19 protein-coding genes are annotated in these 23,630 nt (G+C 68.6%); 18 read left to right on the plus strand and 1 reads right to left on the minus strand.

Going from position 1 to position 23,630, the window contains the following annotated elements; genetic code table 11:
* Positions 1–36: 36 nt before the first annotated feature.
* From uppS to tilS, 14 genes are all read left to right on the plus strand, one after another.
* A complete protein-coding gene (uppS, locus tag KGQ91_RS07125) occupies positions 37–780 on the plus strand; it encodes a polyprenyl diphosphate synthase (RefSeq protein WP_224420635.1) in 744 nt (247 codons plus the stop codon).
* Positions 773–1,570 carry a phosphatidate cytidylyltransferase gene (locus tag KGQ91_RS07130; RefSeq protein WP_224420636.1) on the plus strand — a complete coding sequence of 266 codons (798 nt, stop codon included), beginning with the start codon at positions 773–775 and terminating at the stop codon, positions 1,568–1,570. The genes uppS and KGQ91_RS07130 overlap by 8 nt, the downstream gene beginning before the upstream one ends.
* Before the next feature lie 10 nt (positions 1,571–1,580).
* Positions 1,581–2,786 carry a 1-deoxy-D-xylulose-5-phosphate reductoisomerase gene (gene ispC, locus KGQ91_RS07135; protein WP_224420637.1) on the plus strand — a complete coding sequence of 402 codons (1,206 nt, stop codon included), beginning with the start codon at positions 1,581–1,583 and terminating at the stop codon, positions 2,784–2,786.
* 15 nt (positions 2,787–2,801) lie between these two features.
* Positions 2,802–4,157 carry an RIP metalloprotease RseP gene (gene rseP / locus KGQ91_RS07140; RefSeq protein ID WP_224420638.1) on the plus strand — a complete coding sequence of 452 codons (1,356 nt, stop codon included), beginning with the start codon at positions 2,802–2,804 and terminating at the stop codon, positions 4,155–4,157.
* A 108-nt stretch (positions 4,158–4,265) separates the two neighbouring features.
* Positions 4,266–6,599, plus strand: a complete 2,334-nt coding sequence (bamA, locus tag KGQ91_RS07145; RefSeq protein ID WP_224420639.1) for an outer membrane protein assembly factor BamA — start codon at positions 4,266–4,268, stop codon at positions 6,597–6,599.
* A gap of 28 nt (positions 6,600–6,627) precedes the next feature.
* On the plus strand, positions 6,628–7,125 hold the full coding sequence (locus KGQ91_RS07150) for an OmpH/Skp family outer membrane protein (RefSeq protein WP_224420640.1): 498 nt from the start codon (positions 6,628–6,630) through the stop codon (positions 7,123–7,125).
* 35 nt (positions 7,126–7,160) lie between these two features.
* Complete coding sequence (gene lpxD, locus KGQ91_RS07155; RefSeq protein ID WP_163650011.1) at positions 7,161–8,198, plus strand: UDP-3-O-(3-hydroxymyristoyl)glucosamine N-acyltransferase; 1,038 nt, start codon at positions 7,161–7,163, stop codon at positions 8,196–8,198.
* 125 nt (positions 8,199–8,323) lie between these two features.
* Positions 8,324–8,767, plus strand: coding sequence for a 3-hydroxyacyl-ACP dehydratase FabZ (fabZ, locus tag KGQ91_RS07160; RefSeq protein WP_163650012.1), 444 nt, complete (start codon positions 8,324–8,326; stop codon positions 8,765–8,767).
* Positions 8,764–9,534 carry an acyl-ACP--UDP-N-acetylglucosamine O-acyltransferase gene (gene lpxA, locus KGQ91_RS07165; protein WP_163650013.1) on the plus strand — a complete coding sequence of 257 codons (771 nt, stop codon included), beginning with the start codon at positions 8,764–8,766 and terminating at the stop codon, positions 9,532–9,534. The genes fabZ and lpxA overlap by 4 nt, the downstream gene beginning before the upstream one ends.
* Positions 9,535–9,538: 4 nt before the next feature.
* Positions 9,539–10,720: a lipid-A-disaccharide synthase gene (gene lpxB / locus KGQ91_RS07170; protein ID WP_224420641.1), complete on the plus strand. Its 1,182-nt coding sequence runs from the start codon at positions 9,539–9,541 to the stop codon at positions 10,718–10,720.
* Entirely contained in the window at positions 10,717–11,358 is a 642-nt protein-coding gene (gene rnhB / locus KGQ91_RS07175) for a ribonuclease HII (protein WP_163650015.1), read from the plus strand. Before lpxB ends, rnhB begins: the two co-directional genes overlap by 4 nt.
* 41 nt (positions 11,359–11,399) lie before the next feature.
* Entirely contained in the window at positions 11,400–14,903 is a 3,504-nt protein-coding gene (gene dnaE, locus KGQ91_RS07180; RefSeq protein WP_224420642.1) for a DNA polymerase III subunit alpha, read from the plus strand.
* Between the two features lie 177 nt (positions 14,904–15,080).
* A complete protein-coding gene (accA, locus tag KGQ91_RS07185; RefSeq protein ID WP_224415709.1) occupies positions 15,081–16,034 on the plus strand; it encodes an acetyl-CoA carboxylase carboxyl transferase subunit alpha in 954 nt (317 codons plus the stop codon).
* Positions 16,035–16,041: 7 nt separating this feature from the next.
* Positions 16,042–17,328 carry a tRNA lysidine(34) synthetase TilS gene (tilS, locus tag KGQ91_RS07190; protein WP_224420643.1) on the plus strand — a complete coding sequence of 429 codons (1,287 nt, stop codon included), beginning with the start codon at positions 16,042–16,044 and terminating at the stop codon, positions 17,326–17,328.
* Positions 17,329–17,377: 49 nt separating this feature from the next.
* On the opposite strand, the gene ppx is transcribed toward tilS, so the two are convergent.
* Positions 17,378–18,901 (minus strand): exopolyphosphatase, encoded by a 1,524-nt coding sequence (gene ppx / locus KGQ91_RS07195; RefSeq protein WP_224420644.1) that lies wholly within the window; start codon positions 18,899–18,901, stop codon positions 17,378–17,380.
* Between the two features lie 129 nt (positions 18,902–19,030).
* On the opposite strand from ppx, the gene KGQ91_RS07200 reads away from it, so the two are divergent.
* The 4 genes from KGQ91_RS07200 (at position 19,031) to KGQ91_RS07215 (ending at position 23,604) form a co-directional block, all read left to right on the plus strand.
* Entirely contained in the window at positions 19,031–19,363 is a 333-nt protein-coding gene (locus KGQ91_RS07200; RefSeq protein WP_224420645.1) for a thioredoxin family protein, read from the plus strand.
* 412 nt (positions 19,364–19,775) lie between these two features.
* Positions 19,776–21,035, plus strand: coding sequence for a transcription termination factor Rho (gene rho / locus KGQ91_RS07205; protein ID WP_224420646.1), 1,260 nt, complete (start codon positions 19,776–19,778; stop codon positions 21,033–21,035).
* Between the two features lie 241 nt (positions 21,036–21,276).
* Positions 21,277–22,761 (plus strand): 4-hydroxy-3-polyprenylbenzoate decarboxylase, encoded by a 1,485-nt coding sequence (gene ubiD / locus KGQ91_RS07210; RefSeq protein ID WP_224420647.1) that lies wholly within the window; start codon positions 21,277–21,279, stop codon positions 22,759–22,761.
* 36 nt (positions 22,762–22,797) lie between these two features.
* Entirely contained in the window at positions 22,798–23,604 is an 807-nt protein-coding gene (locus tag KGQ91_RS07215) for an NAD(P)H-flavin reductase (protein ID WP_224420648.1), read from the plus strand.
* Positions 23,605–23,630: the final 26 nt, after the last annotated feature.

Consider the following 23,630-nt stretch of genomic DNA (forward strand, 5'->3'; position numbering starts at 1 on the left):
CCGCCCGGGAGCCCCTTTCCTCCCGCGTGAGAGACCATGAGTTCACCGCAGTCATCCAACCTGCCGCGCCACGTGGCGATCATCATGGACGGCAACAACCGCTGGGCACGCGCGCGGGGCCTGTCCGGCGTGCGCGGGCACCGGGCCGGTGTCGAGTCGGTCCGGGCGGTGATCCGGCGCGCGGCCGAGCGCGGCGTCGAGACGCTGACCCTGTTTGCCTTCTCCAGCGAGAACTGGAAGCGTCCGCCCGCCGAGGTGCGGGCGCTGATGGAGCTGTTCCTGCGGGTACTCAAGCGCGAGGTCGGCAAGCTGCATGAGCATGGCATCCGGTTGAGCGTGATCGGCGAGCGGGAGCGCTTCTCGAACACCATTCAGCAGTACATCGCCCAGGCCGAGTCGCTGACCCACGACAACCGCGGGCTGCACCTGATCATCGCTGCCAACTACGGCGGGCAGCGCGACATCGCCCTGGCGGCGCGGCGCCTGGCCGAGCGGGTCGAGGACGGCGAGCTCGAGGCCGGGCAGATCGACGAGCACGCGCTCGACGAGGAGATCGGTCGGTTCAGCGCGCCGCCGGTCGACCTGTGCATTCGCACCAGCGGCGAACAGCGCATCTCCAATTTCCTGCTCTGGCAACTGGCCTATGCCGAGCTTTTCTTCTCGCCGCGTCTGTGGCCCGACTTCGGGGGGGATGCCTTCGACGAGGCGCTCGATGATTTCGCGCATCGCCAGCGGCGCTTCGGCATGACCCAGGAACAGATTGAGGCACAGGGTGCTTAAGCAACGGATCCTTACCGCCGTCATTCTCGCTCCGCTGATGCTGGCCGGCCTGTTCGGCCTGTCCGGTACGCCCTTCGCGCTGTTCACCGGGGCCGTCGTGCTGCTCGCCGGCTGGGAGTGGGCCAACCTCTCCGGCGTCGCCGCCCCGCTGGGGCGGCTGGGCTATCTGGCGGTGATCGCCGTGCTGATGCTGGCCGGCTGGCAGACCGGCGCGGTGGCGGCGGCCTGGCCGCTGTGGCTGGCGCTCGGCGGCTGGTTGCTGAGCTTCTACTGGGTCGCCGGGTATCCCGAGCGCGGCTGGCAGTGGCGCTCGTCGCCGGCCCGCCTGCTGACTGGGCTCTGGGTGCTGGTGCCCTGCTGGGCGGGGCTCGTGCAGCTGCGCGCCAGCGGTGCCGAGTGGCTGCTCTACGTGCTGCTGCTGGTCTGGCTGGCGGACATCGGTGCCTATTTCGCCGGGCGGCGCTTCGGCCGCCACAAGCTGGCGCCCCGGGTCAGCCCCGGCAAGTCGTGGGAAGGCGTCTACGGCGGCATGGCGGTGACCGTGCTGCTGGCCCTGGGCTATGCCCTGGGGCTGGCGCTGCCGCTCGGCGAGAGCCTGTGGCTGGTGCTGATCACCCTGGTGGTGACGCTGGCCTCGGTGCTCGGCGACCTGCTCGAGAGCCTGTTCAAGCGCTGGCGGGGCATCAAGGATTCCGGGCGCCTGCTGCCGGGGCATGGCGGCATCCTCGATCGCATCGACAGCCTCACCGCGGCCGTGCCGCTGTTCGCGCTGCTCAAGCTGTGGCAGTGAGGAGGCCCTGATGACTGCACATTCCTCCGCCCGCCCCCCGCAGCGCGTCACCGTGCTGGGGGCCACGGGCTCCATCGGCACCAGTACCCTGGATGTCATCGCCCGGCATCCCGAGCGCTACCGCGTTCACGCCCTGACCGCCGGCACCCGGCGCGAGGCGCTTCTCGCGCAGTGCCGGGTGCACCGGCCGGCCGTGGCGGTCCTCGCCCGCGAGGCCGATGCGACCTGGCTGCGCGAGCGTCTGGCCGCGGCGGACATCGCCACCGAGGTGCGCGCCGGCGAGGCGGCACTGGTCGAGGTGGCCGAGGCCGGCGAGGTCGAGGTGGTGATGGCGGCCATCGTCGGCGCGGCGGGGCTGCTGCCGACCCTGGCGGCGGTGCGTGCCGGCAAGCGCGTGCTGCTGGCCAACAAGGAGGCGCTGGTGATGTCCGGGGCGCTGTTCATGGACGCGGTGGCGCGTCATGATGCCGTGCTGCTGCCCATCGATTCCGAGCACAATGCCATCTACCAGTGCCTGCCGCCCGACCGCGGCGACGGCCTGGCCGGGGCCGGTGTGACCCGGCTGCTGCTGACCGCCTCGGGCGGGCCGTTTCGCGGCTGGGCGCCGGACGCCCTGGCCGCGGTCACGCCCGAGCAGGCCTGTGCGCACCCCAACTGGTCGATGGGCCGCAAGATTTCCGTGGACAGTGCCACACTGATGAACAAGGGGCTCGAGCTGATCGAGGCGTGCTGGCTGTTCGCCGCACGGCCCGAGCAGATTCAGGTGGTGGTGCATCCGCAGAGCGTGGTGCATTCCATGGCCGCCTACAGCGACGGCTCGGTGATCGCCCAGCTGGGCAATCCCGACATGCGCACCCCGATCGCCTACGGCCTGGCCTGGCCGGAGCGCATCGCGGCCGGTGTCGAACCGCTCGACCTCTTCCAGGTGGCCCGGCTCGACTTCGAGCCGGCCGACGAGCAAGCCTTTCCCTGCCTGCGCCTGGCGCGCGAGGCGATGCGTGCGGGCGGCACGGCGCCGGCGGTGCTCAACGCCGCCAACGAGGTGGCGGTGGCCGCATTTCTGGACGGGCGGCTGGGCTTCACGGCCATCGCCGAGGTCGTCGAGGCGGTGCTTGACGCCTGCCCGGCGGTGCCGGCCGACAGCCTGGAGCAGGTTCTCGCCGAGGACGCCCGTGCCCGGCGGCTGGCCGACCAGCGCCTGTCGCTGGCGCGTTGATCGAGGAGGGACGAGATGGACGCGATTCAGAACATCCTGGCGGCCATCGTGGTGCTGGGGCTGTTGATCACCTTCCACGAGTTCGGCCATTTCTGGGTCGCGCGCCGTTGCGGCGTCAAGGTGCTGCGCTTCTCGGTGGGCTTCGGCAAGCCGCTGTGGTCGCGTTTCGACCGCCACGGCACCGAGTACGCCATCGCCGCGATCCCGCTGGGTGGCTACGTCAAGATGCTCGACGAGCGCGAGGGCGAGGTGTCCCCGGAGGAACTGCCGCGGGCCTTCAACCGGCAGTCGGTCGGCAAGCGCATCGCCATCGTCGCCGCCGGGCCGCTGGCCAACTTCCTGCTCGCCCTGGTGGTCTACTGGGCCCTGTTCGTGGCCGGCACCACCGCGGTGGCGCCGGTGGTCGGCACGGTGGCGCCCGACTCGCCGGCGGCGCGAGGCGGGCTGGCGGCGGGTCAGGAGATCGTCGCCGTGCAAGGCGAGGACACGCCGACCTGGGAGGCCGTCAACCTGCGCCTGCTGTCGGCCATCGGCACTCGCCAGCCGCTGCACATCGAGACCCGCGACGCCGATCAGGGCGGTCCCGCCCAGCGCCATTCGGTGCCGGTCGATCGCTGGCTGGTCGGGCAGGATCCGCCGCAGCCGCTGGAAACCCTGGGGGTCACTCCCTGGCGGCCGGCGACGCCCGCGGTGCTGGGCAAGGTACTCGATGACGGGGCGGCGGCCGGCGCCGGGCTGGCCTCCGGGGATCGCATCGTCGCGGTCGACGGACGCGCCATCGACGGCTGGACGGCCTTCGTCGAGGCGGTGCGGGCGCATCCCGGGCAGGCCATGACCCTGACGGTGGCCCGCGACGGGCAGACACGGGAGGTATCGCTGACCCCGGCGGTCCACGAGCAGGATGGGGAGCGCATCGGCTACATCGGCGCCGGTGTGGCGCCGGTGTCCTGGCCCGACGCCTATCGTCGCGAGATTCGCTACGGGCCGCTGGCGGCGGTGGGGCAGGCCGTGTCGCGCACCACGGAAATGACCGTGCTGACCCTGGACTCGATCCGCAAGATGCTGCTGGGGCTGATCTCGCCGAGCAACCTGTCGGGGCCGATCACCATCGCCCGCATCGCCGGCGACACGGCCCGCAGCGGTCTGGAGAGCTTCGTGTCCTTCATGGCCTACCTGTCGATCAGTCTCGGGGTGCTCAACCTGCTGCCGATCCCGGTCCTCGACGGCGGCCATCTGCTCTATTACCTCATCGAGGCGGCGCGCGGCCGCCCGGTCTCGGAAGCCGCCCAGGCGGCGGGGCTGCGAATCGGCATGGCGCTGGTCGGCACCCTGATGCTGATGGCGCTGTACTTCGATCTGATGCGGCTGTAGCGTTGGCCGGCGCTGGCGCGCGGCGCGCCAGCCTTGTCAGTGGGCCGAGTAAATGTATAAGGTGCCTGTTCAGCGAGCTGGCGGAAACAACTCGAGCGAAGCGACTGCATGAAACTCAAGACCCTTGGATTGGCGGCACTGCTGCTGTGCGGCACCCCGACGGCCTTCGCGGCCCCCTTCACGGTTTCCGACATTCGCGTGGAGGGCCTGCAGCGCGTCTCCGCCGCGTCGGTCTTCAACGCCTTTCCGGTTTCCGCCAGCGAGCGCGTCGACGACCGGGAGCTGGCCGACGCCGCCAAGAAGCTGTTCGACACCGGTCTGTTCGAGGACGTGCGCCTGGCACGCGACGGTGATGTGCTGGTCATCCACGTCGTCGAGCGGCCGTCGATCGCCGGCATCGACATCGAGGGCAACTCGCAGATTTCCGACGACGATCTCCGCAAGGGGATGAAGGATGCCGGCCTGGCCGAGGGCCAGGTGCTGCAGCGGGCCACCCTCGAGGACGTGCAGCGCCAGCTCGAGCAGCTCTATCATGCCCAGGGGCGTTACAGCGCCCGCATCGAGACCTCGGTGGAGCCCATGGAGCGCAACCGGGTCAAGGTGAACATCAAGGTCAACGAGGGCGCCGTCGCCAAGATCCGCCAGATCAACATCGTCGGCAACGAGGCCTTTTCCGACGACACCCTGCGCGGCCTGCTGCAGCTCGAGGACCGCCCCGGCTGGTTCTTCGGCTGGTTCTCCGACGACGAGTATTCCCGCGAGAAGCTGTCCGGGGACCTCGAGACCCTGCGCTCCTGGTATCTCGATCGCGGCTACGTGAACTTCGCCATCGACTCCACGCAGGTGGCGATCAGCCCCGACAAGTCGAAGATCTTCGTGACCATCAACGTCAACGAAGGCAAGCGCTATCGCATCGACCGGATCAAGTTCGCCGGCGATCTCAAGATCAGCGAGTCGCAGGCCCGCAAGCTCATCACCGCCAGGTCCGGGGAAATCTATTCGCGCAGCACCCTGACCGATTCCGCCGAGGCGCTGCGCCAGAAGCTCGGTGCCGAGGGCTTCGCCTTCGCCAATGTGGAGAGCGTGCCCGAGGTCGACGAGAACGGCGACACCGTCGACGTGACCTTCATGGTCGAGCCGGGGCGGCGTGCCTATGTGCGGCGCATCAACTTCGAGGGCAACACCACCACCCAGGACGAGGTGCTGCGCCGCGAGATGACCCAGATGGAGGGCGCGCCGGCCTCCACCGACAAGATCAGCCAGTCCAAGCAGCGCCTCGAGCGGCTGGGCTTCTTCAAGCAGGTCGACGTCGAGACACGCCCGGTGCCGGGCGAGCCCGATCAGGTCGATGTCACCTACAACGTCGAGGAGCAGCCTTCCGGCTCGATCTCGGCGAGCGTCGGCTTCTCGCAGACCGCCGGGGTGATCTACGGTGCCTCGCTGTCGCAGAAGAACTTCCTGGGCACCGGCAACCGGGTGAACATCGGCGCCCAGCGCAGCGACACCTACACCAAGCTCAACTTCGGCTATACCGACCCCTACTGGACGCTGGACGGCATTTCCCGCGGCTTCAACGTCTTCTATCGCAAGACCGACTACAAGAATTCCGACATCTCGACCTACTCGACCGATGCCTACGGCGGCAACATCAACTTCGGCTATCCGGTCAACGACATCACGCGGCTGAACTTCGGCGTGGGTCTCGAGAATCTGAGCATCAATACCTACAGCGACACGCCGGCCGAGATCATCGAGTACGTCGATGGCCAGGGCAAGGATGCGATTGCCTACAAGCTGACCGCCAGCTGGACGCGCAACAACCTCGACCGTGGCATCCTGCCCACCGACGGCAGCTACCAGCGCCTGTCGCTGGAAACCGCCGTGCCCGGCTCCGACGCCCAGTACTACAAGCTGCGCTATCGCGGCCAGAAGCTCTTCGAGCTCTCGACCGACTGGTCGCTCAAGTTCTCGTCGACGTTCGGCTATGCGGATACCGTCGGCAACGACCCCTACCCGTTCTACGAGAACTTCTACGCCGGCGGACTGGGCTCGGTGCGCGGCTTCTCCGGCAACACCCTGGGGCCGAAGACCACGCGGCGGGGCACCGGCAACAACGACACCCTGGGCGGCAACGTGCTGGTCGAGGGCTCGGCCGAGCTGATCTACCCGTTCCCGTTCGTCGAGGACCATCGCACCCTGCAGACCAGCGTGTTCCTTGATGCCGGCAACACCTACCTCACCGACTGCTACGATGTGCCGTCCGGCTACAGCTCCAGCTGCGAAAGCGGCGTGCAGCTCGACCAGCTGCGCTACAGCGCCGGTCTGGGGCTGTCGTGGCTGACCCCGGTGGGGCCGCTGACCTTCAGCATCGCCCAGCCGCTCAACGACAAGTCGGGCGACGACACTCAGGTCTTCCAATTCTCCCTCGGCCAGACCTTCTGAGGCACCGAGATCGGCAAAGGAGTCATTCATGCGCAAACTGACCGGAGCGCTGTGCCTGCTGGGCGCACTCGCCGCCGCCCCCGCCTACGCCACGGACGTCGTGGTGCTCGACTGGCGCGCCGCCCTGATGCAGTCCGACGCCGCCCAGCGGTCGATGAACGAGCTGCGCAACCAGACCAGCGAGCAGCGCCAGCAGGCGAAGTCCCTGAGCGAAGAGCTGCAGAAACTGCAGCAGCGCCTGCAGAAGGATGGCGCGGTGATGTCCGATGCCGAGCGCAAGAAGCTCCAGCAGGAATTGCGCCAGAAGGGCGGCCGGTTCCAGCAGCTGCGTGCCCAGCTCCAGCAGGAGCAGCAGAAGCAGCAGCAGGCCTTCCTCAAGTCCGCCAAGCCGCGACTGGACAAGGCCATCCAGCAGGCGGCCGAGCGCCACGGGGCCGATCTGGTCGTCGACCGCGATGCGGTCGTGCACATGAATGACGGCCTGGACATCACCCAGGAAGTCACCAAGATTCTCAACGCCAAGTGAGGGATCGGGCGCCGGCCGCCCGTCTCGTCGATGACATGAAACGATCCGAGCCCTTTTCCTGCTCCCTGGCCGAGCTGGCCGACCGACTGGGGGCCACTCTCGTCGGCGACGGCGAGCGCCGGGTCAGCGGCCTGGCGACCCTCAGCGACGCCGGCCCGGACGACATCAGCTTCCTGGCCAACAAGGCCTATCTGAAATACCTGACGCAGACCCGGGCCGCCGCCGTGCTGATTCATCCCGCCCATGGCGGCGAGTGCCCGGTGGCGCGCCTCGAGCTGGACAATCCCTATCTGGCCTATGCCGAGCTGTCGCGCCTGTTCGACCCCATGGCGGCGCCTGACGCCGGTGGCGTGCATCCTTCCGCGGTGGTGGCCGGGGACGCCGTGCTGGGGCGCGACGTGACCATCGCGGCGAACGCGGTGATCGAGAGCGGTGTCGAGCTGGGTGACGGCGTGAGCGTCGGCCCCGGCTGCGTGATCGGCGCGGATTCGGTCGTCGGCGACGGCTCGCGGCTGCATGCCAACGTGACGCTCTACCACGGGGTGGTGGTCGGCAAGCGGGCGATCCTGCACAGTGGCTGCGTGATCGGTGCCGACGGCTTCGGCTTCGCCCATGATGGCCGCGGCTGGCACAAGATCGCCCAGCTCGGCGGCGTCGTGCTGGGCGACGACGTCGAGGTGGGCAGCTGCTCGAGCATCGATCGCGGCGCGCTCGGCGACACCGTGATCGGCGACGACGTCAAGATCGATAGCCAGGTGCAGATCGCCCACAATGTGCAGGTGGGCGATCACAGCGCGCTGGCCGGCTGCGTGGGCATCGCCGGCTCCACCAAGGTGGGGCGTCACTGCCTGCTCGGCGGTGGCGTGGGCCTGTCCGGCCATCTGACGATCTGTGACGGCGTGCAGGTGACCGGCATGAGTCTGGTGACCAACTCGATCACCGAACCGGGTGTCTACTCGTCGGGAACCGGCGCCATGAGCAACGCGCTGTGGCGCAAGAACGCGGTGCGCTTCAAGCAGCTCGACGACATCGCCAAGCGCCTGTCACGCCTCGAGCGGGGTTCGACCGGCTGAGGCGCGACTGACGGCGTGCAGGAACGCTATAATCCCGCGCCAACATCAACGCGGCGGGGCGCCCGACGTCCCGCCTGAGATGCCTGCCTTCCGTGCAGGCATATGTACTTCCAGAGGTCGCATCGATGGTAATGGACATCAACGAAATTCGAGAGTATCTGCCCCACCGCTATCCCTTCCTGCTGGTCGATCGGGTGGTGGAGCTCGAGCTCGGCGAATCCATCGTTGCCCGCAAGAACGTCAGCATCAACGAGCCGTTCTTCAACGGCCATTTTCCCCATCATCCGATCATGCCGGGCGTGCTGATCGTCGAGGCCATGGCCCAGGCCTGTGGCATTCTCGGCTTCAAGACGGTCAACAAGCTGCCGGCCGACGGCTATGTCTACTACCTGGTGGGCAGCGACAACGTGCGCTTCAAGCGTCCGGTGATGCCCGGCGACCAGCTGCGCCTGGAAGCGCGGGTGATCCGCGCCCGGCGCGGCATCTGGAAGTTCCAGTGTTCCGCCACCGTCGACGGTGAAGTGGCCTGCGAGGCCGAGATCACCTGTGCCGAGAGGAAGGTCGCTTGATTCATCCAACCGCCATCGTCGACCCCAGCGCGCGTCTCGCCGATGATGTCGAGGTGGGGCCGTTCAGTGTCATCGGCGCCGACGTCGAGATCGGCGAGGGGTGCCGTATCGGCCCGCACGTCGTGGTGAACGGGCCGACGCGGCTGGGGCGACGCAATCGCATCTTCCAGTTCGCCTCGGTGGGCGAGGCCTGCCAGGACAAGAAGTACGCCGGCGAGCCGACCCGGCTGGAAATGGGCGACGACAACGTGGTGCGCGAGGGCGTGACCCTGCACCGCGGCACCGTCCAGGATCGCGGCGAGACCACCATCGGCAGCCGCAACCTGTTCATGGCCTATTCCCATGTCGGCCATGACTGCGTGATCGGCGACGACTGCATCCTCGCCAACCAGGCGACCCTCGGCGGCCACGTCACCCTGGGCAACTTCGCGATCCTCGGCGGGCTGGCCGCCATCCACCAGTTCTGTCATGTCGGCGAGCATGCCATGTGCGGCGGTGGCTCGATCGTCACCAAGGACATTCCCGCCTACCTGATGGTCAACGGCAATCCGGGCGAGGCGCATGGCCTCAACCTGGTGGGGCTCAAGCGGCGCGGCTTCTCCCGCGAGGCGATCAAGGCCTTGAGCGAGGCCTACCGCATCGTCTATCGCCAGGGGCTGACCGTCGAGCAGGCGCTCGAGAACCTGCACGAGCGCTACGGCGAGATGCCCGAGGTGGCGGTGTTCATCGCCTCCCTCGAGGCTTCCACCCGCGGCATCATCCGTTGAGCCGATGCGCGTCTACCTGATCGCCGGCGAACTCTCCGGGGACCTGCTCGGCGCCGGGCTGATGCGCGCGCTCAAGGCCCGTCATCCCGAGGCCGAGTTCCGCGGCATCGGCGGCCCTCGCATGATCGCCGAGGGCCTGGAGAGCCTCTACCCGCTGGAGACGCTGTCGGTGATGGGGCTGGTCGAGGTGCTCAGGCACCTGCCCGGGCTGGTGAAGGCCCGTCGCCACCTGCGCCACGACGCCCTGGCCTGGCGACCCGACGTGATGGTCGGCATCGACGCCCCCGACTTCAACCTGGGCCTCGAGCGTCAGCTGCGCGAGGCGGGGGTGCCCACCGTGCATTACGTCAGCCCCTCGGTGTGGGCCTGGCGGCAGGGGCGGATCAAGGGTATCGCCCGGGCGGTGGACGCCATGCTCACCTTCCTGCCGTTCGAGGCGAGCTTCTACCGCCAGCATCGGGTGCCGGTGGCCTTCGTCGGTCATCCGCTGGCCGACGAGCTGCCGCTGGTCAACGACCGGGCCGCGGCCCGTGCGGCGCTGGAGCTGCCCACCGAGACGCCGGTGCTGGCCATTCTTCCCGGCTCGCGCGGCAACGAGATCCGCTTCATGGGCCCGACCTTCCTGGCGGCCGCCGAACGGCTGCTGGCCACGGTCGATGGGCTCGAACTGGTGATTCCCGCGGCCTCGCCGGAACGCCGGCGCGAGCTCGAGGCGCTGCTCGCGGCCCATCCCGGCCTGCAGGCACGAACCCGGCTGCTCGACGGCCGCTCGCGGGAGGCGATGGTGGCCAGCGATGCGGTACTGCTGACCTCGGGGACCGCGGCCCTGGAGGCGATGCTCTGTCACCGGCCGATGGTGGTCGCCTACCGCATGGCGCCGACCACCCACTGGCTGGCCCGTCGGCTGGTCAGGACGACGTGGATCTCGCTGCCCAACCTGATCGCCCGCGAGACGCTGGTGCCCGAGCTGATCCAGGAGGCCGCCACGCCGACGGCGATCGGCGAGCACCTGCGTCCCTGGCTGTGCGAGCCGGCCTCGCGCGCGGCGCTGGAGCAGCGCTTTGCCACCCTGCACGCCGGGCTGCAGCGCGGCGCCAGCGAGCGCGCCGCCGAGGCGGTACTGGCGGTGGCCGAGCGCCGGCCGCTGCCCGAGGCGCCGGCGGCGCTGCCCGGGGAGACCTCATGAGCACGGTCGCAGGACGCCATGTCATCGCCGGTTATCGGGGCAGTGCCGAGATCGTCCTCGACTACACCGGCGAGCGGCTGGCCGGGGTCGACGAAGTGGGTCGCGGCCCGCTGGCGGGCGCGGTGGTCGCCGCCGCGGTGATCCTCGACCCGCAGCGGCCGATCGACGGGCTGGGCGACTCCAAGGCGCTCAGCGAGACGCGTCGCCGGGCGCTGGACGCGACGATCCGCGAGCGGGCGCTGGCCTTCGCCGTGGCCGAGGCCACGCCGGCCGAGGTCGACGAGTTCAACATCTACCATGCCACCCACCTGGCGATGCGCCGGGCGATCGACGCCCTGACGCCGGCGGCCGAATACCTGCTGGTGGACGGCAATCGCCTGCCCGGGCATCATGTTCCCGGCCAGGCGGTGGTCAAGGGCGACGCCCGTCATCCGGCCATCGGTGCCGCATCGATCCTCGCCAAGGTGGCTCGCGATGCGCAGATGGTCGCCCTCGATGCGCGCTTCCCCGAGTACGGTTTCGCCCGCCACAAGGGCTACCCGACCCCGGAACACCTGGCGGCGCTGGAGCGCCTCGGGCCGCTGCCCGAGCACCGCCGCTCCTTCGCTCCGGTGAAACGCCAGCTGGATCTCTTCTGACGCGGCGGCCGCTGCCGCCCGACAACCATCACGAGAGCGACATGACGACTCCCTTCGTTCATCTGCGCGTGCACAGCGAATACTCCCTCGTCGATGGCCTGGTGCGCCTCAAGCCGTTGGTGAGCGCGACCGCCGAGGCGGGCATGCCGGCCCTGGCGGTGACCGACGAGGCCAACCTGTTCGGCCTGGTCAAGAGCTACAAGGCGGCGCTGGGCGCCGGTCTCAAGCCGGTCATCGGCGCCGACCTGTGGCTCGAGAACCCGTTCGACGAGAGCCATCCCTACCGGCTGACGCTGCTGGCGATGAACGACGTCGGCTACCGCAACCTCACCGAACTGATCTCGCGGGGCTGGCAGGAAGGCCAGCGCCAGGGCAGCGCGCTGCTCAAGAAGGCCTGGATCTTCGCCCAGAGCGACGGGCTGATCGCGCTGTCCGGCGCCCGGGAAGGGGAGGTCGGCCGCTTCCTGCTCGCCGAGCACGGCGACGAGGCCCGCGAACTGCTCGCCGAGTGGCAGCGCCACTTCCCCGGGCGCTTCTATCTCGAGCTGCAGCGCACCGGTCGCCAGTACGACGAGGAATGTGTTCACCTGTCGGTCGACCTCGCCGCCGAGACCGGCACGCCGGTGGTGGCGACCAACGACGTGCGCTTTCTGACCCGCGAGGACTTCTGGGCCCACGAGACCCGGGTGTCGATCGGCGAGGGCAAGGCGCTCGACGACCCGCGCCGCGAGCGCAAGTACAGCGAGGAGCAGTACCTCAAGAGCCCCCAGGAGATGGCCGAGCTGTTCGCCGACATCCCCGAGGCGCTCGAGAACACGGTGATGATCGCCGCGCGCTGCAGCGTCGACGTGCGCCTCGGCGAGATCTTCCTGCCCGAGTTCCCGGTACCCGAGGGCATGACCCTCGACGAGTTCTTCCGCCAGCTCTCCCACGACGGCCTCGGCGAGCGCCTGACCCAGCTGTTCGACGGCGACGACGCCATCTATCCGGATCGCCGCCGCGCCGATCACGAGGCGGCCTACCGCGAGCGCCTCGACTTCGAGCTCGACATCATCATCAAGATGGGCTTTCCCGGCTACTTCCTGATCGTGATGGACTTCATCCAGTGGGCCAAGGACAACGACATCCCGGTGGGGCCGGGGCGTGGCTCGGGGGCCGGCTCGCTGGTCGCCTATGCGCTCAAGATCACCGATCTGGACCCGCTGGAATACGACCTGCTGTTCGAGCGCTTCCTCAATCCCGAGCGCGTGTCGATGCCCGACTTCGACGTCGACTTCTGCATGGAGAAGCGCGACCGGGTGATCGACTATGTCGCCGAGCGCTACGGCCGCGACGCCGTCTCGCAGATCGTCACCTTCGGCACCATGGCCGCCAAGGCGGTGGTGCGCGACGTGGCGCGTGCCCAGGGCAAGCCCTACTCGCTGGGCGACAAGCTCTCCAAGCTGATTCCCTTCGAGGTCGGCATGACGCTGGCCAAGGCCCACGAGCAGGAGGAGGCGCTGCGCGACTTCCTCGCCGGTGACGAGGAGGCCCAGGAGATCTGGGACATGGCGCTCAAGCTCGAGGGCATCACCCGCGGCACCGGCAAGCACGCCGGCGGGGTGGTGATCGCGCCGACCCGGCTCACCGACTTCTCGCCGCTGCTCTGCGAGCCGGACGGCAGCGGCCTGGTGGTGCAGTTCGACAAGAACGACATCGAGGATGCCGGGCTGGTCAAGTTCGACTTCCTCGGCCTGCGCACCCTGACCATCATCGACTGGGCGCTGGAGATGGTCGATGCGGTGCGCGCGCGCCAGGGGCAGGGCCCGCTCGACATCAACACCATCCCGCTCGACGACGTGCCGACCTTCGACATGCTCAAGAAGGCCGAGACCACGGCGGTGTTCCAGCTCGAATCCCGCGGCATGAAGGAGCTGATCAAGCGCCTGCAGCCCGACTCGCTGGAGGACATGATCGCCCTGGTGGCGCTGTTCCGTCCGGGGCCGCTGCAGTCGGGGATGGTCGATGACTTCATCAACCGCAAGCACGGCCGCGCCGAGCTGGCCTTCCCGCATCCCGACTACCAGCATGAGCTGCTCAAGCCGGTCCTCGAGCCCACCTACGGCGTGATCCTCTACCAGGAGCAGGTCATGCAGATCGCCCAGGTGCTGGCCGGCTACAGCCTGGGGCAGGCCGACATGCTGCGCCGCGCGATGGGCAAGAAGAAGCCCGAGGAGATGGCCAAGCAGCGCGTCGGTTTCATGGAGGGCTGCGCGGCCAACGGCATCGACAAGGATCTGGCGGGCAACCTCTTCGACCTAGTGGAGAAGTTTGCCGGCTACGGCTTCAACAAGTCGCACTCGGCGGCCTACGGCCTGGTCTCGTACCAGACCGCCTGGCTCAAGGCGCATTACCCCGGGCCCTTCATGGCCGCGGTGCTGTCCACCGACATGGACAACCTCGACAAGGTGGTGCCGCTGATCGAGGAATGCCGCAACCTGGGCCTGACGGTGACCCCGCCCGACGTCAACGTCGGTGGCTACAAGTTCACCGTCGACGAACAGGGGCGCGTGGTCTATGGCCTGGGGGCGATCCGCGGCGTCGGCGAGGGGCCGATCGAGGCGATCGTCGAGGCGCGCACCGCGGGCGGCGCCTTCAGCGACCTGTTCGACTTCTGCCGTCGGGTCGACGCCAAGCGCATGAACAAGCGTACCCTCGAGGCTCTGATCCGCTCCGGCGCCGTGGATACCCTGGGGCCGAGCCGGGCGGTGCTGGCCGCCGCGCTGGACGACGCCATCAAGGCGGCGCAGCAGAGTACCACCAACGCCAACCTGGGCATGATGGACATGTTCGGCGAGGCGTTCAGCGAGCCCGAGGCCGGCGATGTCTATGCCGACTACCGTCAGGTTCGCGACTGGAGCGACAAGGAACGCCTGGCCGGCGAGAAGGACACCCTGGGGCTGTATCTCACCGGCCACCCGATCGACGAGTACGAACAGGAGCTGGCGCGCTTCGTGTCGACGCGGATCCGCGATCTCAAGCCGTCGCGCGAGCCGCAGCGGGTCGCCGGGCTGGTGGTGGCCATGCGCACCATGAAGTCGAAGCGCGGCGACACCATGGCCTTCGTCACCCTGGATGACCGCACCGGGCGCATCGAGGCCTCGCTGTTCGGCGAGCTGTTCGACCAGGTGCGCAGTCGGCTGGATACCGATCAGGTACTGATCGTCGAGGGCGAGGTGCAGAGTGACGACTACTCCGGCGGGCTGCGCCTGCGCGGCAAGGACGTGACCGCCATGGTCGACGCGCGCAGCCGCTACGGCGAGGCGGTGGAGCTGTCGGTGGACGGCGCGCGCTGCAACGGCCGCTTCATCGCCACCCTGCGCGACAGCCTCGCGCCGTGGCGCAACGAGACCGGTCTGCCGGTGCGGGTGCGCTATCGCAACGACGCCGCCAGCGGCTGGCTGGAGCTCGGCAGCGAGTGGAAGGTGGCGCCCGCCGACGAGCTGCTCGCCGCGCTGCGCGATGTCGAGGGGCAGGACGGCATCCGGCTCAAGTACCGTGGCTGAGCGGGACGGTGGTCCTGAAGGCCGGCTCGCCCGAGCCGACACCCACCCGGGGCCGGCGTGGCCGGCGCCTTGCGTGCGCTGGCCAAGCTGCGATAATGCCCGGTCATTGCACGCCCATCGTCGCATGACAGCCGTGCCGCCAGGCTGGCCGTGCCTACTTCAAGAAGCTCAAGCGCTATGAATCCCAACTATCTGGACTTCGAACAGCCGATTGCCGAACTGCAGGCCAAGATCGAGGAGCTGCGGCTGGTCGGCAACGACAGCAAGATCAACATCAGCGACGAGATCGCCAAGCTCGAGGAGAAGAGCAAGAAGCTCACCGAGTCGATCTTCCGCGATCTGTCCGCCTGGCAGGTCTCGCAGCTGTCCCGTCACCCGCAGCGACCCTACACCCTCGACTATCTCGAGATGATCTTCGGCGACTTCGACGAGCTGCACGGCGATCGCCATTTCGCCGACGACGCGGCGATCGTCGGCGGGGTCGCCCGGCTCGACGACAAGCCGGTGATGGTCATCGGCCACCAGAAGGGCCGCGACGTCAAGGAGAAGGTGCGCCGCAACTTCGGCATGCCGCGCCCCGAGGGCTACCGCAAGGCCTGCCGCCTGATGGAGATGGCCGAGCGCTTCCGGATGCCGGTGCTGACCTTCATCGACACGCCGGGGGCCTACCCGGGCATCGACGCCGAGGAGCGCGGCCAGAGCGAGGCGATCGCCTACAACCTGGCGGTGATGTCGCGACTCAAGACGCCGATCGTCGCCACCGTGGTCGGCGAGGGCGGCTCCGGTGGCGCGCTGGCGATCGGCGTGTGCGACGAGCTGACCATGCTGCAGTATTCCACCTACTCGGTGATTTCCCCCGAGGGCTGCGCCTCGATCCTGTGGAAGAGCGCCGAGAAGGCCTCCGAGGCCGCCCAGGCCATGGGCATCACCGCCGAGCGCCTCAAGGAACTGGGTTTCGTCGACAACCTGATCGGCGAGCCGCTGGGCGGGGCGCATCGCCATCCGCGGACCACCGCCGAGCGGCTCAAGGAATCGTTGCTCGGGAGTCTCGACCGGCTGGGCAGCATGGACACCGAGGCGCTGCTGGCGCGGCGGTATGAAAGGCTCATGAGCTATGGGGCGCCAGCATAAGGGCCGCATGTCGCTGCAAGCCGTGATCGATGACGCCCTGGCGGAGACCCCGCCGGGGCGTGTCGTCTGGGTGGCGCTGTCCGGCGGTCTCGATTCCTGCCTGCTGCTGGCGCTCGTCGCCGATGCCGCGCGGCGTCATCCGCGCCCCATCCATGCCCTGCACGTCGACCACGGCCTGCAGTCCGCCGCCGCCGATTTCGTGCGTCACTGCCGGTGGTCCTGCTCGCGCCACGGCATCCCGCTGTTCGTCGAGTCGGTCGCGGTCGAATCCGTGGGCCGGGGGCTGGAGGCGGCGGCCCGCGAGGCGCGCTATGCGGCGTTCGCCAAGCGGGTGGCGCCGGGCGAGACGCTGTGGCTGGCCCAGCACGCCGACGACCAGGCCGAGACCTTCCTGCTCGCCGCGTTGCGCGGCAGCGGGGTACGCGGGCTGGCGGCGATGCCCGAGACGCGTGACTGGCGCGATCGGCGGCTGGCGCGGCCGCTGCTGGGCGTGAGCCGGGAGCGGCTCGCGGCGGCCGCCGCCGAGCGCGGCCTGAGCTGGTGCGACGATCCCACCAACCTTGATATCTCGCTCGACCGCAACTATCTGCGCCATCGCGTGCTGCCCGTGCTGGCGGTGCGCTGGCCCGGCGCCGCGCGCTCGCTGGGCGAGGCGGCGCGCCACGCCGGAGAGGCCGATGCCCTGCTCGCCGACCTGGCCGCGATCGACCTGGCCGCTGCCGGCAATGATCCGGCGCGACTCGACGTCGCCGCCCTGGTCGGCCTGTCGCGGCCCCGGCAGCGGCTGCTGGTGCGTCACGCCTGCCGGTGCCTCGAGCTGCCCACGCCACCGGCGGCGCGTCTGGAGAGCCTGCTCGGGCAGCTCGCGGCGCGGGACGATGCCGAAGTGCACGTGAGCTGGCCGGGCGGCGAGGGACGGCGCTGGCGCGGGCAGCTCCATCTGCAGCGACCCGCCGAGCCGCTGCCCGCGGGCTGGCGTGCCGTGTGGGACGGCCGGCCGGGCCGGGTGGTACCCGAGTCGCCCGGCCCGGCCGTGGCCGTGGCCTGGTCGCTGACCCGCGAGACGGGAGAGGATGCCGTGCTGACGCTCACCGCGCGACGGGGCGGCGAGCGCCTGCGTGCCGCCGGGCGTGGCCGGCGCGACGTCAAGCGCCTGCTCCAGGAGGCCGGGGTACCGCCTTGGCGGCGCGAGCACCAGTTGCTGGCCTGGCACGGCGAGGTTCTGGTCGCGGTGCTGGGGGTGGCCGTGGCGGAGGGCTGGCGCCAGATTCCGCGAGCCTGGAATCGCGACTGACGCCGCTCCCGCGGCCAGGCTCCGGATGCCCCCTGTCGAGAGATCACACCTAGATCTCGAGAGTGAGCGGATCCACCGCCAGACGAAAGCCGGCGGCGCGCTGGTAGGCGATCTCCTGCTCGAGGTCGGTCAGCAGCAGCGACTGCTCGGCCAGCGCATCCGGCAGCATCATCAGCAGCGCCTCGCCCTCGGCCTGCAGCTGGAATGTCGTCGGCGGGTGTTCCGGGCGCGAATGGTTGAGCACCACGGCGAGTCTCAGCAGTCGCGCCAGGCGCGCGGCGCGGTCCCGGTAGGCCGGCGGCAGGGCCTCGAGCTCCTTGAGCGCGAACTTGCGCCGATGGGCGCGGACCAGAAACGCCAGCAGCTGCTGTTCGGGGCGCGAGAAGCCGGGCAGGTCGGCGTTTTCCAGCAGGTAGGCGCCGTGGCGATGGAACTGGCTATGGGAGACCGCCAGGCCGATCTCGTGAAGCTCGGCGGCCCACAGCAGGAAGGGGCGTATCATCTCGCCGAGCTGCCAGGCGTCGCAGACCTGATCGAAGGCGCTGGCCGCGCTGGCGGCGACGTTGGTGGCCTGGCGGTGATCCACGCCGTAGCGCCGGGTCAGGCCGGTCAGGGCCGGTAGGCGCGGGTCCTCGGCGGTGTTGCGACCGATCAGGTCGTAGAGCACGCCTTCACGCAGGGCGCCGTCGGCGAAGCGCATGTGCTCGAGTTCGAAGGCTTCGAAGATGGCGCAGAGAATGGCGACGCCCGCCGGGAAGACCCGGGCCCGGTCGGCCTTGAGCCCGGCCATCTCGACCCGGTCGAGATGCTTGCACTTGATCAGTCGCCTGCGCAGCCGGGCCAGGCCCTGGCGGGTGAGGGTGCCCTCGGGGGAGTCGCCGGCGGCGGCGATCACCGAGGCGGCGGCCTTGATGGTACCGCTCGAGCCGATCGGGTCGGACCAGCCCAGGGCGAGGTAGTGGCGGCGGATGTTGGCCAGTTCCGAGAGCGCCGCCAGCTCGGCCTGGCGAAAGCGCTTCTCGGTGATCTGGCCGTCGGGAAAGAAGCGCCGGGTGTAGGCCACGCAGCCCATGTGCAGGCTTTCCAGAGCCTCGGGCTCGAAGCGCTCGCCGATGATGAATTCCGTGGAGCCGCCGCCGATGTCGACGATCAGCCGTCGGCCGTGGATGTCGGCCAGGGCGTGGGCGGCGCCCAGGTAGATCAGGCGGGCTTCCTCGCGGCCGGCGATGATCTCGATCTCGTGACCCAGCACGGCCTCGGCGCGCTCGATGAAGTCGCGGCTGTTGTGGGCCGCGCGCAGGGCGTTGGTACCCACCACGCGCATGGCGTCCGCGGGGATGCCCTCGACGAAGGGCGCGAAGCGCGCCAGGCAGTCCAGGGCACGCTGGATGGCGGGTTCGTCGAGGTGGTCGTCGTCGCCGAGACCGGCGGCCAGCTGGACCTTCTCGCCCTGCTTGGCGACCACCTGCAGATGGTCGCCAAGCCGGTTGGCCACCAGCAGGTGGAAACTGTTGGATCCCAGATCGATGGCGGCCAGGCGCTGAGGGGCCTGGGCAGCGGGCGTCCTGCTCATGGGATTTCCCTGTCGATACACGATTAGCGCAAGGTTGCGTGGGCGCTCATGGCTTGTCAATCGCCGGGCGGGAGCGTCCAATAGGGGAAATCGTCGTCGCAAGACGGCACGAGCCGACAAGGACGGGCCATGGCCGAAACCACCTTCGAAACCCTCTCCGGCGACATGCTCGAGGCGCGTCTCGCCGCTCATGAGACCCTGCTGGTCGCCTTCGTCGCCGACTGGTGTGAACCCTGTGCCGTCCTGCTGCCGCGCCTGGCCCGTGCCCTCGAGCGCCAGCCGGTGCCTCTCGCGACCTATCAGGTGGAGGTCGACGCGGCACCGGAGCTGGCGCGCAAGTACGGTGTGCGCGGCATGCCCACGTCGATCCTCTTCGTCGACGGCGACCTGGTGGCCACCCGGGTCGGAGCACTCGACGACGATCAGCTCCGGCAGCTGCTCGACAGCGCCCGGGAGCGATGAATCCGGCCCCGGCGGGACTTGCGTTTACCGCCGGGCTTCACTAACATCGAGTCGTTCGCCTGTTCCGAAAGCTTCCCGACCGTCGCCCGGTGCCACCGACGCGGTCATGCCAAGTCGTCAGAAAGCCCGCTGTTCATCCCCTGTCATCGGTTGTGTAGATCCCGGGACGATCCCGGTTGCCAGGCAACGTCAGGGACCAAGGAAAGTCAGGAGCATCAACCAGGCGAAGGGAACAGCGCCTCCCTCGATATCGATAGTGTCCATGGTTCTCCGCCAGGAGTCGCCATGCGAGGGTCCTATCCGCGAGAGGCTCGACGGGCACACTGAACGCACCGCGCGGCGCACTGTCTCCGCCTCCTGTCCCATCGGCCCGCAAGCGGCCACGCTGACACGAGCTACTTCTGAACAAACGATGAATCTAACCGAACTCAAGCAAAAGACCGTTCCGGAGCTGCTGGAGATCGCCCAGCAGATGGGCATCGACAATCTGGCCCGCTCCCGCAAGCAGGACATCATCTTCGCCATCCTCAAGAAGCACGCCAAGAGCGGCGAGGACATCTACGGCGATGGTGTCCTGGAAATCCTCCAGGACGGTTTCGGCTTTCTGCGCAGTGCCGACAGCTCCTATCTGGCCGGGCCCGACGACATCTACGTCTCGCCCTCGCAGATTCGCCGCTTCAACCTGCGCAAGGGCGACTCGATCTCGGGCAAGATTCGTCCGCCCAAGGAAGGCGAGCGTTACTTCGCGCTGTTGAAGGTCAACCAGATCAACTTCGACAAGCCGGAAAACGCCAAGCACAAGATCCTCTTCGAGAACCTCACGCCGCTGTTCCCCCAGGAGCGGCTGGTGATGGAGATGGGCAACGGCTCCACCGAGGATCTCACTGCGCGCATCATCGACCTGACCGCGCCCATCGGCAAGGGCCAGCGCGGCCTGATCGTCTCGCCCCCCAAGGCGGGCAAGACGCTGATGCTGCAGAACATCGCCACTTCCATCACCCGCAACAATCCCGAATGCCACCTGATCGTGCTGCTCATCGACGAGCGTCCGGAAGAGGTGACCGAGATGTCGCGCACCGTGCGCGGCGAGGTGGTGGCCTCGACCTTCGACGAGCCGCCCGCGCGTCACGTCCAGGTCGCCGAGATGGTGATCGAGAAGGCCAAGCGCCTGGTCGAGCACAAGAAGGACGTGGTGATCCTGCTCGACTCCATCACCCGCCTGGCGCGCGCCTACAACACCGTGGTGCCGTCCTCCGGCAAGGTGCTCACCGGCGGTGTCGACGCCCATGCCCTGGAGAAGCCCAAGCGCTTCTTCGGCGCGGCGCGCAACATCGAGGAGGGCGGCAGCCTGACCATCATCGCCACGGCGCTGGTCGACACCGGCTCGAAGATGGACGAGGTGATCTTCGAGGAGTTCAAGGGCACCGGCAACATGGAGGCGCACCTCGACCGCAAGCTGGCCGAGAAGCGCGTCTACCCGGCGATCAACATTCGTCGCTCCGGCACCCGCCGCGAGGACCTGATCGCTTCCGAGGACGAGATGCAGCGCATGTGGATCCTGCGCAAGCTGCTCAACCCCATGGAAGACACCGCGGCCACCGAGTTCCTGATCGATCGCCTGAAGGATACCAAGACGAATATCGAGTTCTTCGAGGCCATGAAACGACGTTGATTCTGGCCTGCTGCGCTCGACGATACATCGTTGGAAAACAGTTCAAGCTGCTCATTTACTCAAGTAAACTCCGCGCTTTCGCTGTTTTCCGCCTTGTCTCGTCTTCGCTCGCAACGGCTAGCCCCCAACGTCTCGGTCTTGGTTAGTGCGGGGATCACTCCCCTGGCGTTCGTCACCGCAGCACCTTGGAGGGGCGGCATGCTATGCTGCCCCTTTCGTCGTTCGGGAAACGAGAAACCCCATGAAGTATAGGGACTTGCGCGAATTCATCGCGGCACTCGAGGCGCAGGGCGAACTGCATCGCGTCACCGCCGAGGTCGATCCTTACCTGGAGATCACCGAGATCTGCGATCGCACGCTGCGCGCCGGCGGGCCGGCATTGCTGTTCGAGAACGTCAAGGGTCACGCCATGCCGGTGCTCGGCAACCTGTTCGGCACACCCCGGCGGGTGGCGCTGGGCATGGGGCAGGACTCGGTCGCGGCGCTGCGCGAGGTCGGCGAGCTGCTGGCCTTCCTCAAGGAGCCCGAGCCGCCGAAGGGGTTCCGCGACGCCCTCGACAAGCTGCCGGTGTTCCGCCAGGTGATGAGCATGGGACCGAAGACCGTCCGGCGCGCGCCCTGCCAGGAGGTGGTGCTCGAGGGCGACGACGTCGATCTCGATCGCATCCCCGTGCAGCACTGCTGGCCGGGGGACGCCGCGCCGCTGGTGACCTGGGCCCTGGTGGTCACCAGGGGGCCGCAGAAGACGCGCCAGAACCTGGGGATCTACCGCCAGCAGAAACTCGGCAGCAACCGCCTGATCATGCGCTGGCTTTCCCATCGCGGCGGCGCGCTGGACTTCCAGGAATTCCAGCAGGCGCATCCCGGCGAGCCCTTTCCGGTGGCCGTGGCGCTGGGCGCCGACCCGGCGACGATTCTCGGCGCGGTGACCCCGGTGCCGGACACGCTCTCCGAATACGCCTTCGCCGGGCTGCTGAGAGGCTCGCGCACCGAGCTGGTCAAGTGCGGCCATGCCGACCTGCAGGTGCCGGCCTCCAGCGAGATCGTCCTGGAGGGTTTCATCTATCCCGACGATGTCGCCGAGGAGGGGCCCTACGGCGACCACACCGGCTACTACAACGAGGTCGAGACCTTCCCGGTGTTCACTGTCGAGCGCATCACCCATCGCCGCGAGCCGATCTATCACTCGACCTACACCGGTCGGCCGCCCGACGAGCCGGCGGTGCTGGGGCTGGCCCTCAACGAGGTGTTCGTGCCCATCCTGCGCAAGCAGTTCCCGGAGATCGTCGACTTCTACCTGCCGCCGGAAGGCTGTTCCTACCGCATGGCGGTGGTGACCATGAAGAAGCAGTACCCGGGGCATGCCAAGCGCGTGATGATGGGTGTGTGGAGCTTCCTGCGCCAGTTCATGTACACCAAGTTCGTGGTGGTGCTCGACGACGACGTCGACGCGCGCCGCTGGGAGGACGTGATCTGGGCGATCACCACGCGCATGGACCCGGTGCGTGATACGGTGATGGTCGAGAATACCCCCATCGACTATCTCGACTTCGCCTCGCCGGTCGCCGGGCTGGGCTCGAAGATGGGGCTCGACGCGACCAACAAGTGGCCGGGCGAGACCGATCGCGAGTGGGGGCGGCCGATCGTCATGGACGAGAGCGTCAAGGCGCGCGTCTCGGCGCGCTGGAACGAGCTGGGCATCCCGCTGCCCGATGAGGGTCGCTGAATGCCGGCGCCCGAATTCCACCGACATGAGGACAGCATGACGGCAAGGACCCTGACCTTTCAGGTGGCATCGGTGGAGGATCTCACTCCCGATGTCTTCCGCGTGCGGCTCGAGGGCCGCGCCGAGGCCGTGGCCCACGCGCCGGGGCAGTACCTCGAGCTCAAGCTCGACGACGAGACCTGGGTGCCGTTCTCGATCGCCAACGCCCACCGCGGCGACGGCAGCATCGAGCTGCACATCCAGCACTGGCCGGAGCGCAGCAATTCGCGCCGTCTGCGCGAGCTGATGCAGCACCTCGCCACGCTCACCGTGCGCCTGCCGGGGGGCGAGTGCGTGCTCGATGCCGACAGCCGCCGGCCGCTGCTGCTGATCGCCGCCGGTACCGGCTTCGCCCAGATGAAGGCCCTGCTCGAGGCGGTCTTTGCCGCCGACGACGCCCTGCCGGTCGAATTCTGGTGGGCGGTTCGCGAGCGCCGCGACTTCTACCTCGAGAGCCTGGCCCGCGACTGGGCCGCGCGCTATCCCAACTTCACTTTTCACGCCGTCACCGAGGAACCGCTCGAGCCGGGCTTCGAGAGCGAACGGGTCTTCGCCCACCGCGGGCGCATCGACGAGGCGCTGGCTGCCTCGCTCGACGATGTTTCCGGTCACGACGTCTACCTCTCCGGCTCGCCGGGCATGGTCTACGCCTGCATCGATACCCTGGCCCCGCTCGGCCTCGATCCGGCGCATGTCTACTCCGACGTTTTCGCCTATGCGCCGCGCGACCCGCTGTTTCCCTCGGGCGCCGATGCGTCGGGCGCCGCTGCGTCGGGCGCCTCGCCGCAGCGGCAGCAGGAGTGAGCGGCATGCCGGGGTTGCCAATCCCG

It is taken from the genome of Modicisalibacter tunisiensis, from assembly GCF_020148005.1.
Lineage (GTDB): Bacteria > Pseudomonadota > Gammaproteobacteria > Pseudomonadales > Halomonadaceae > Modicisalibacter > Modicisalibacter tunisiensis.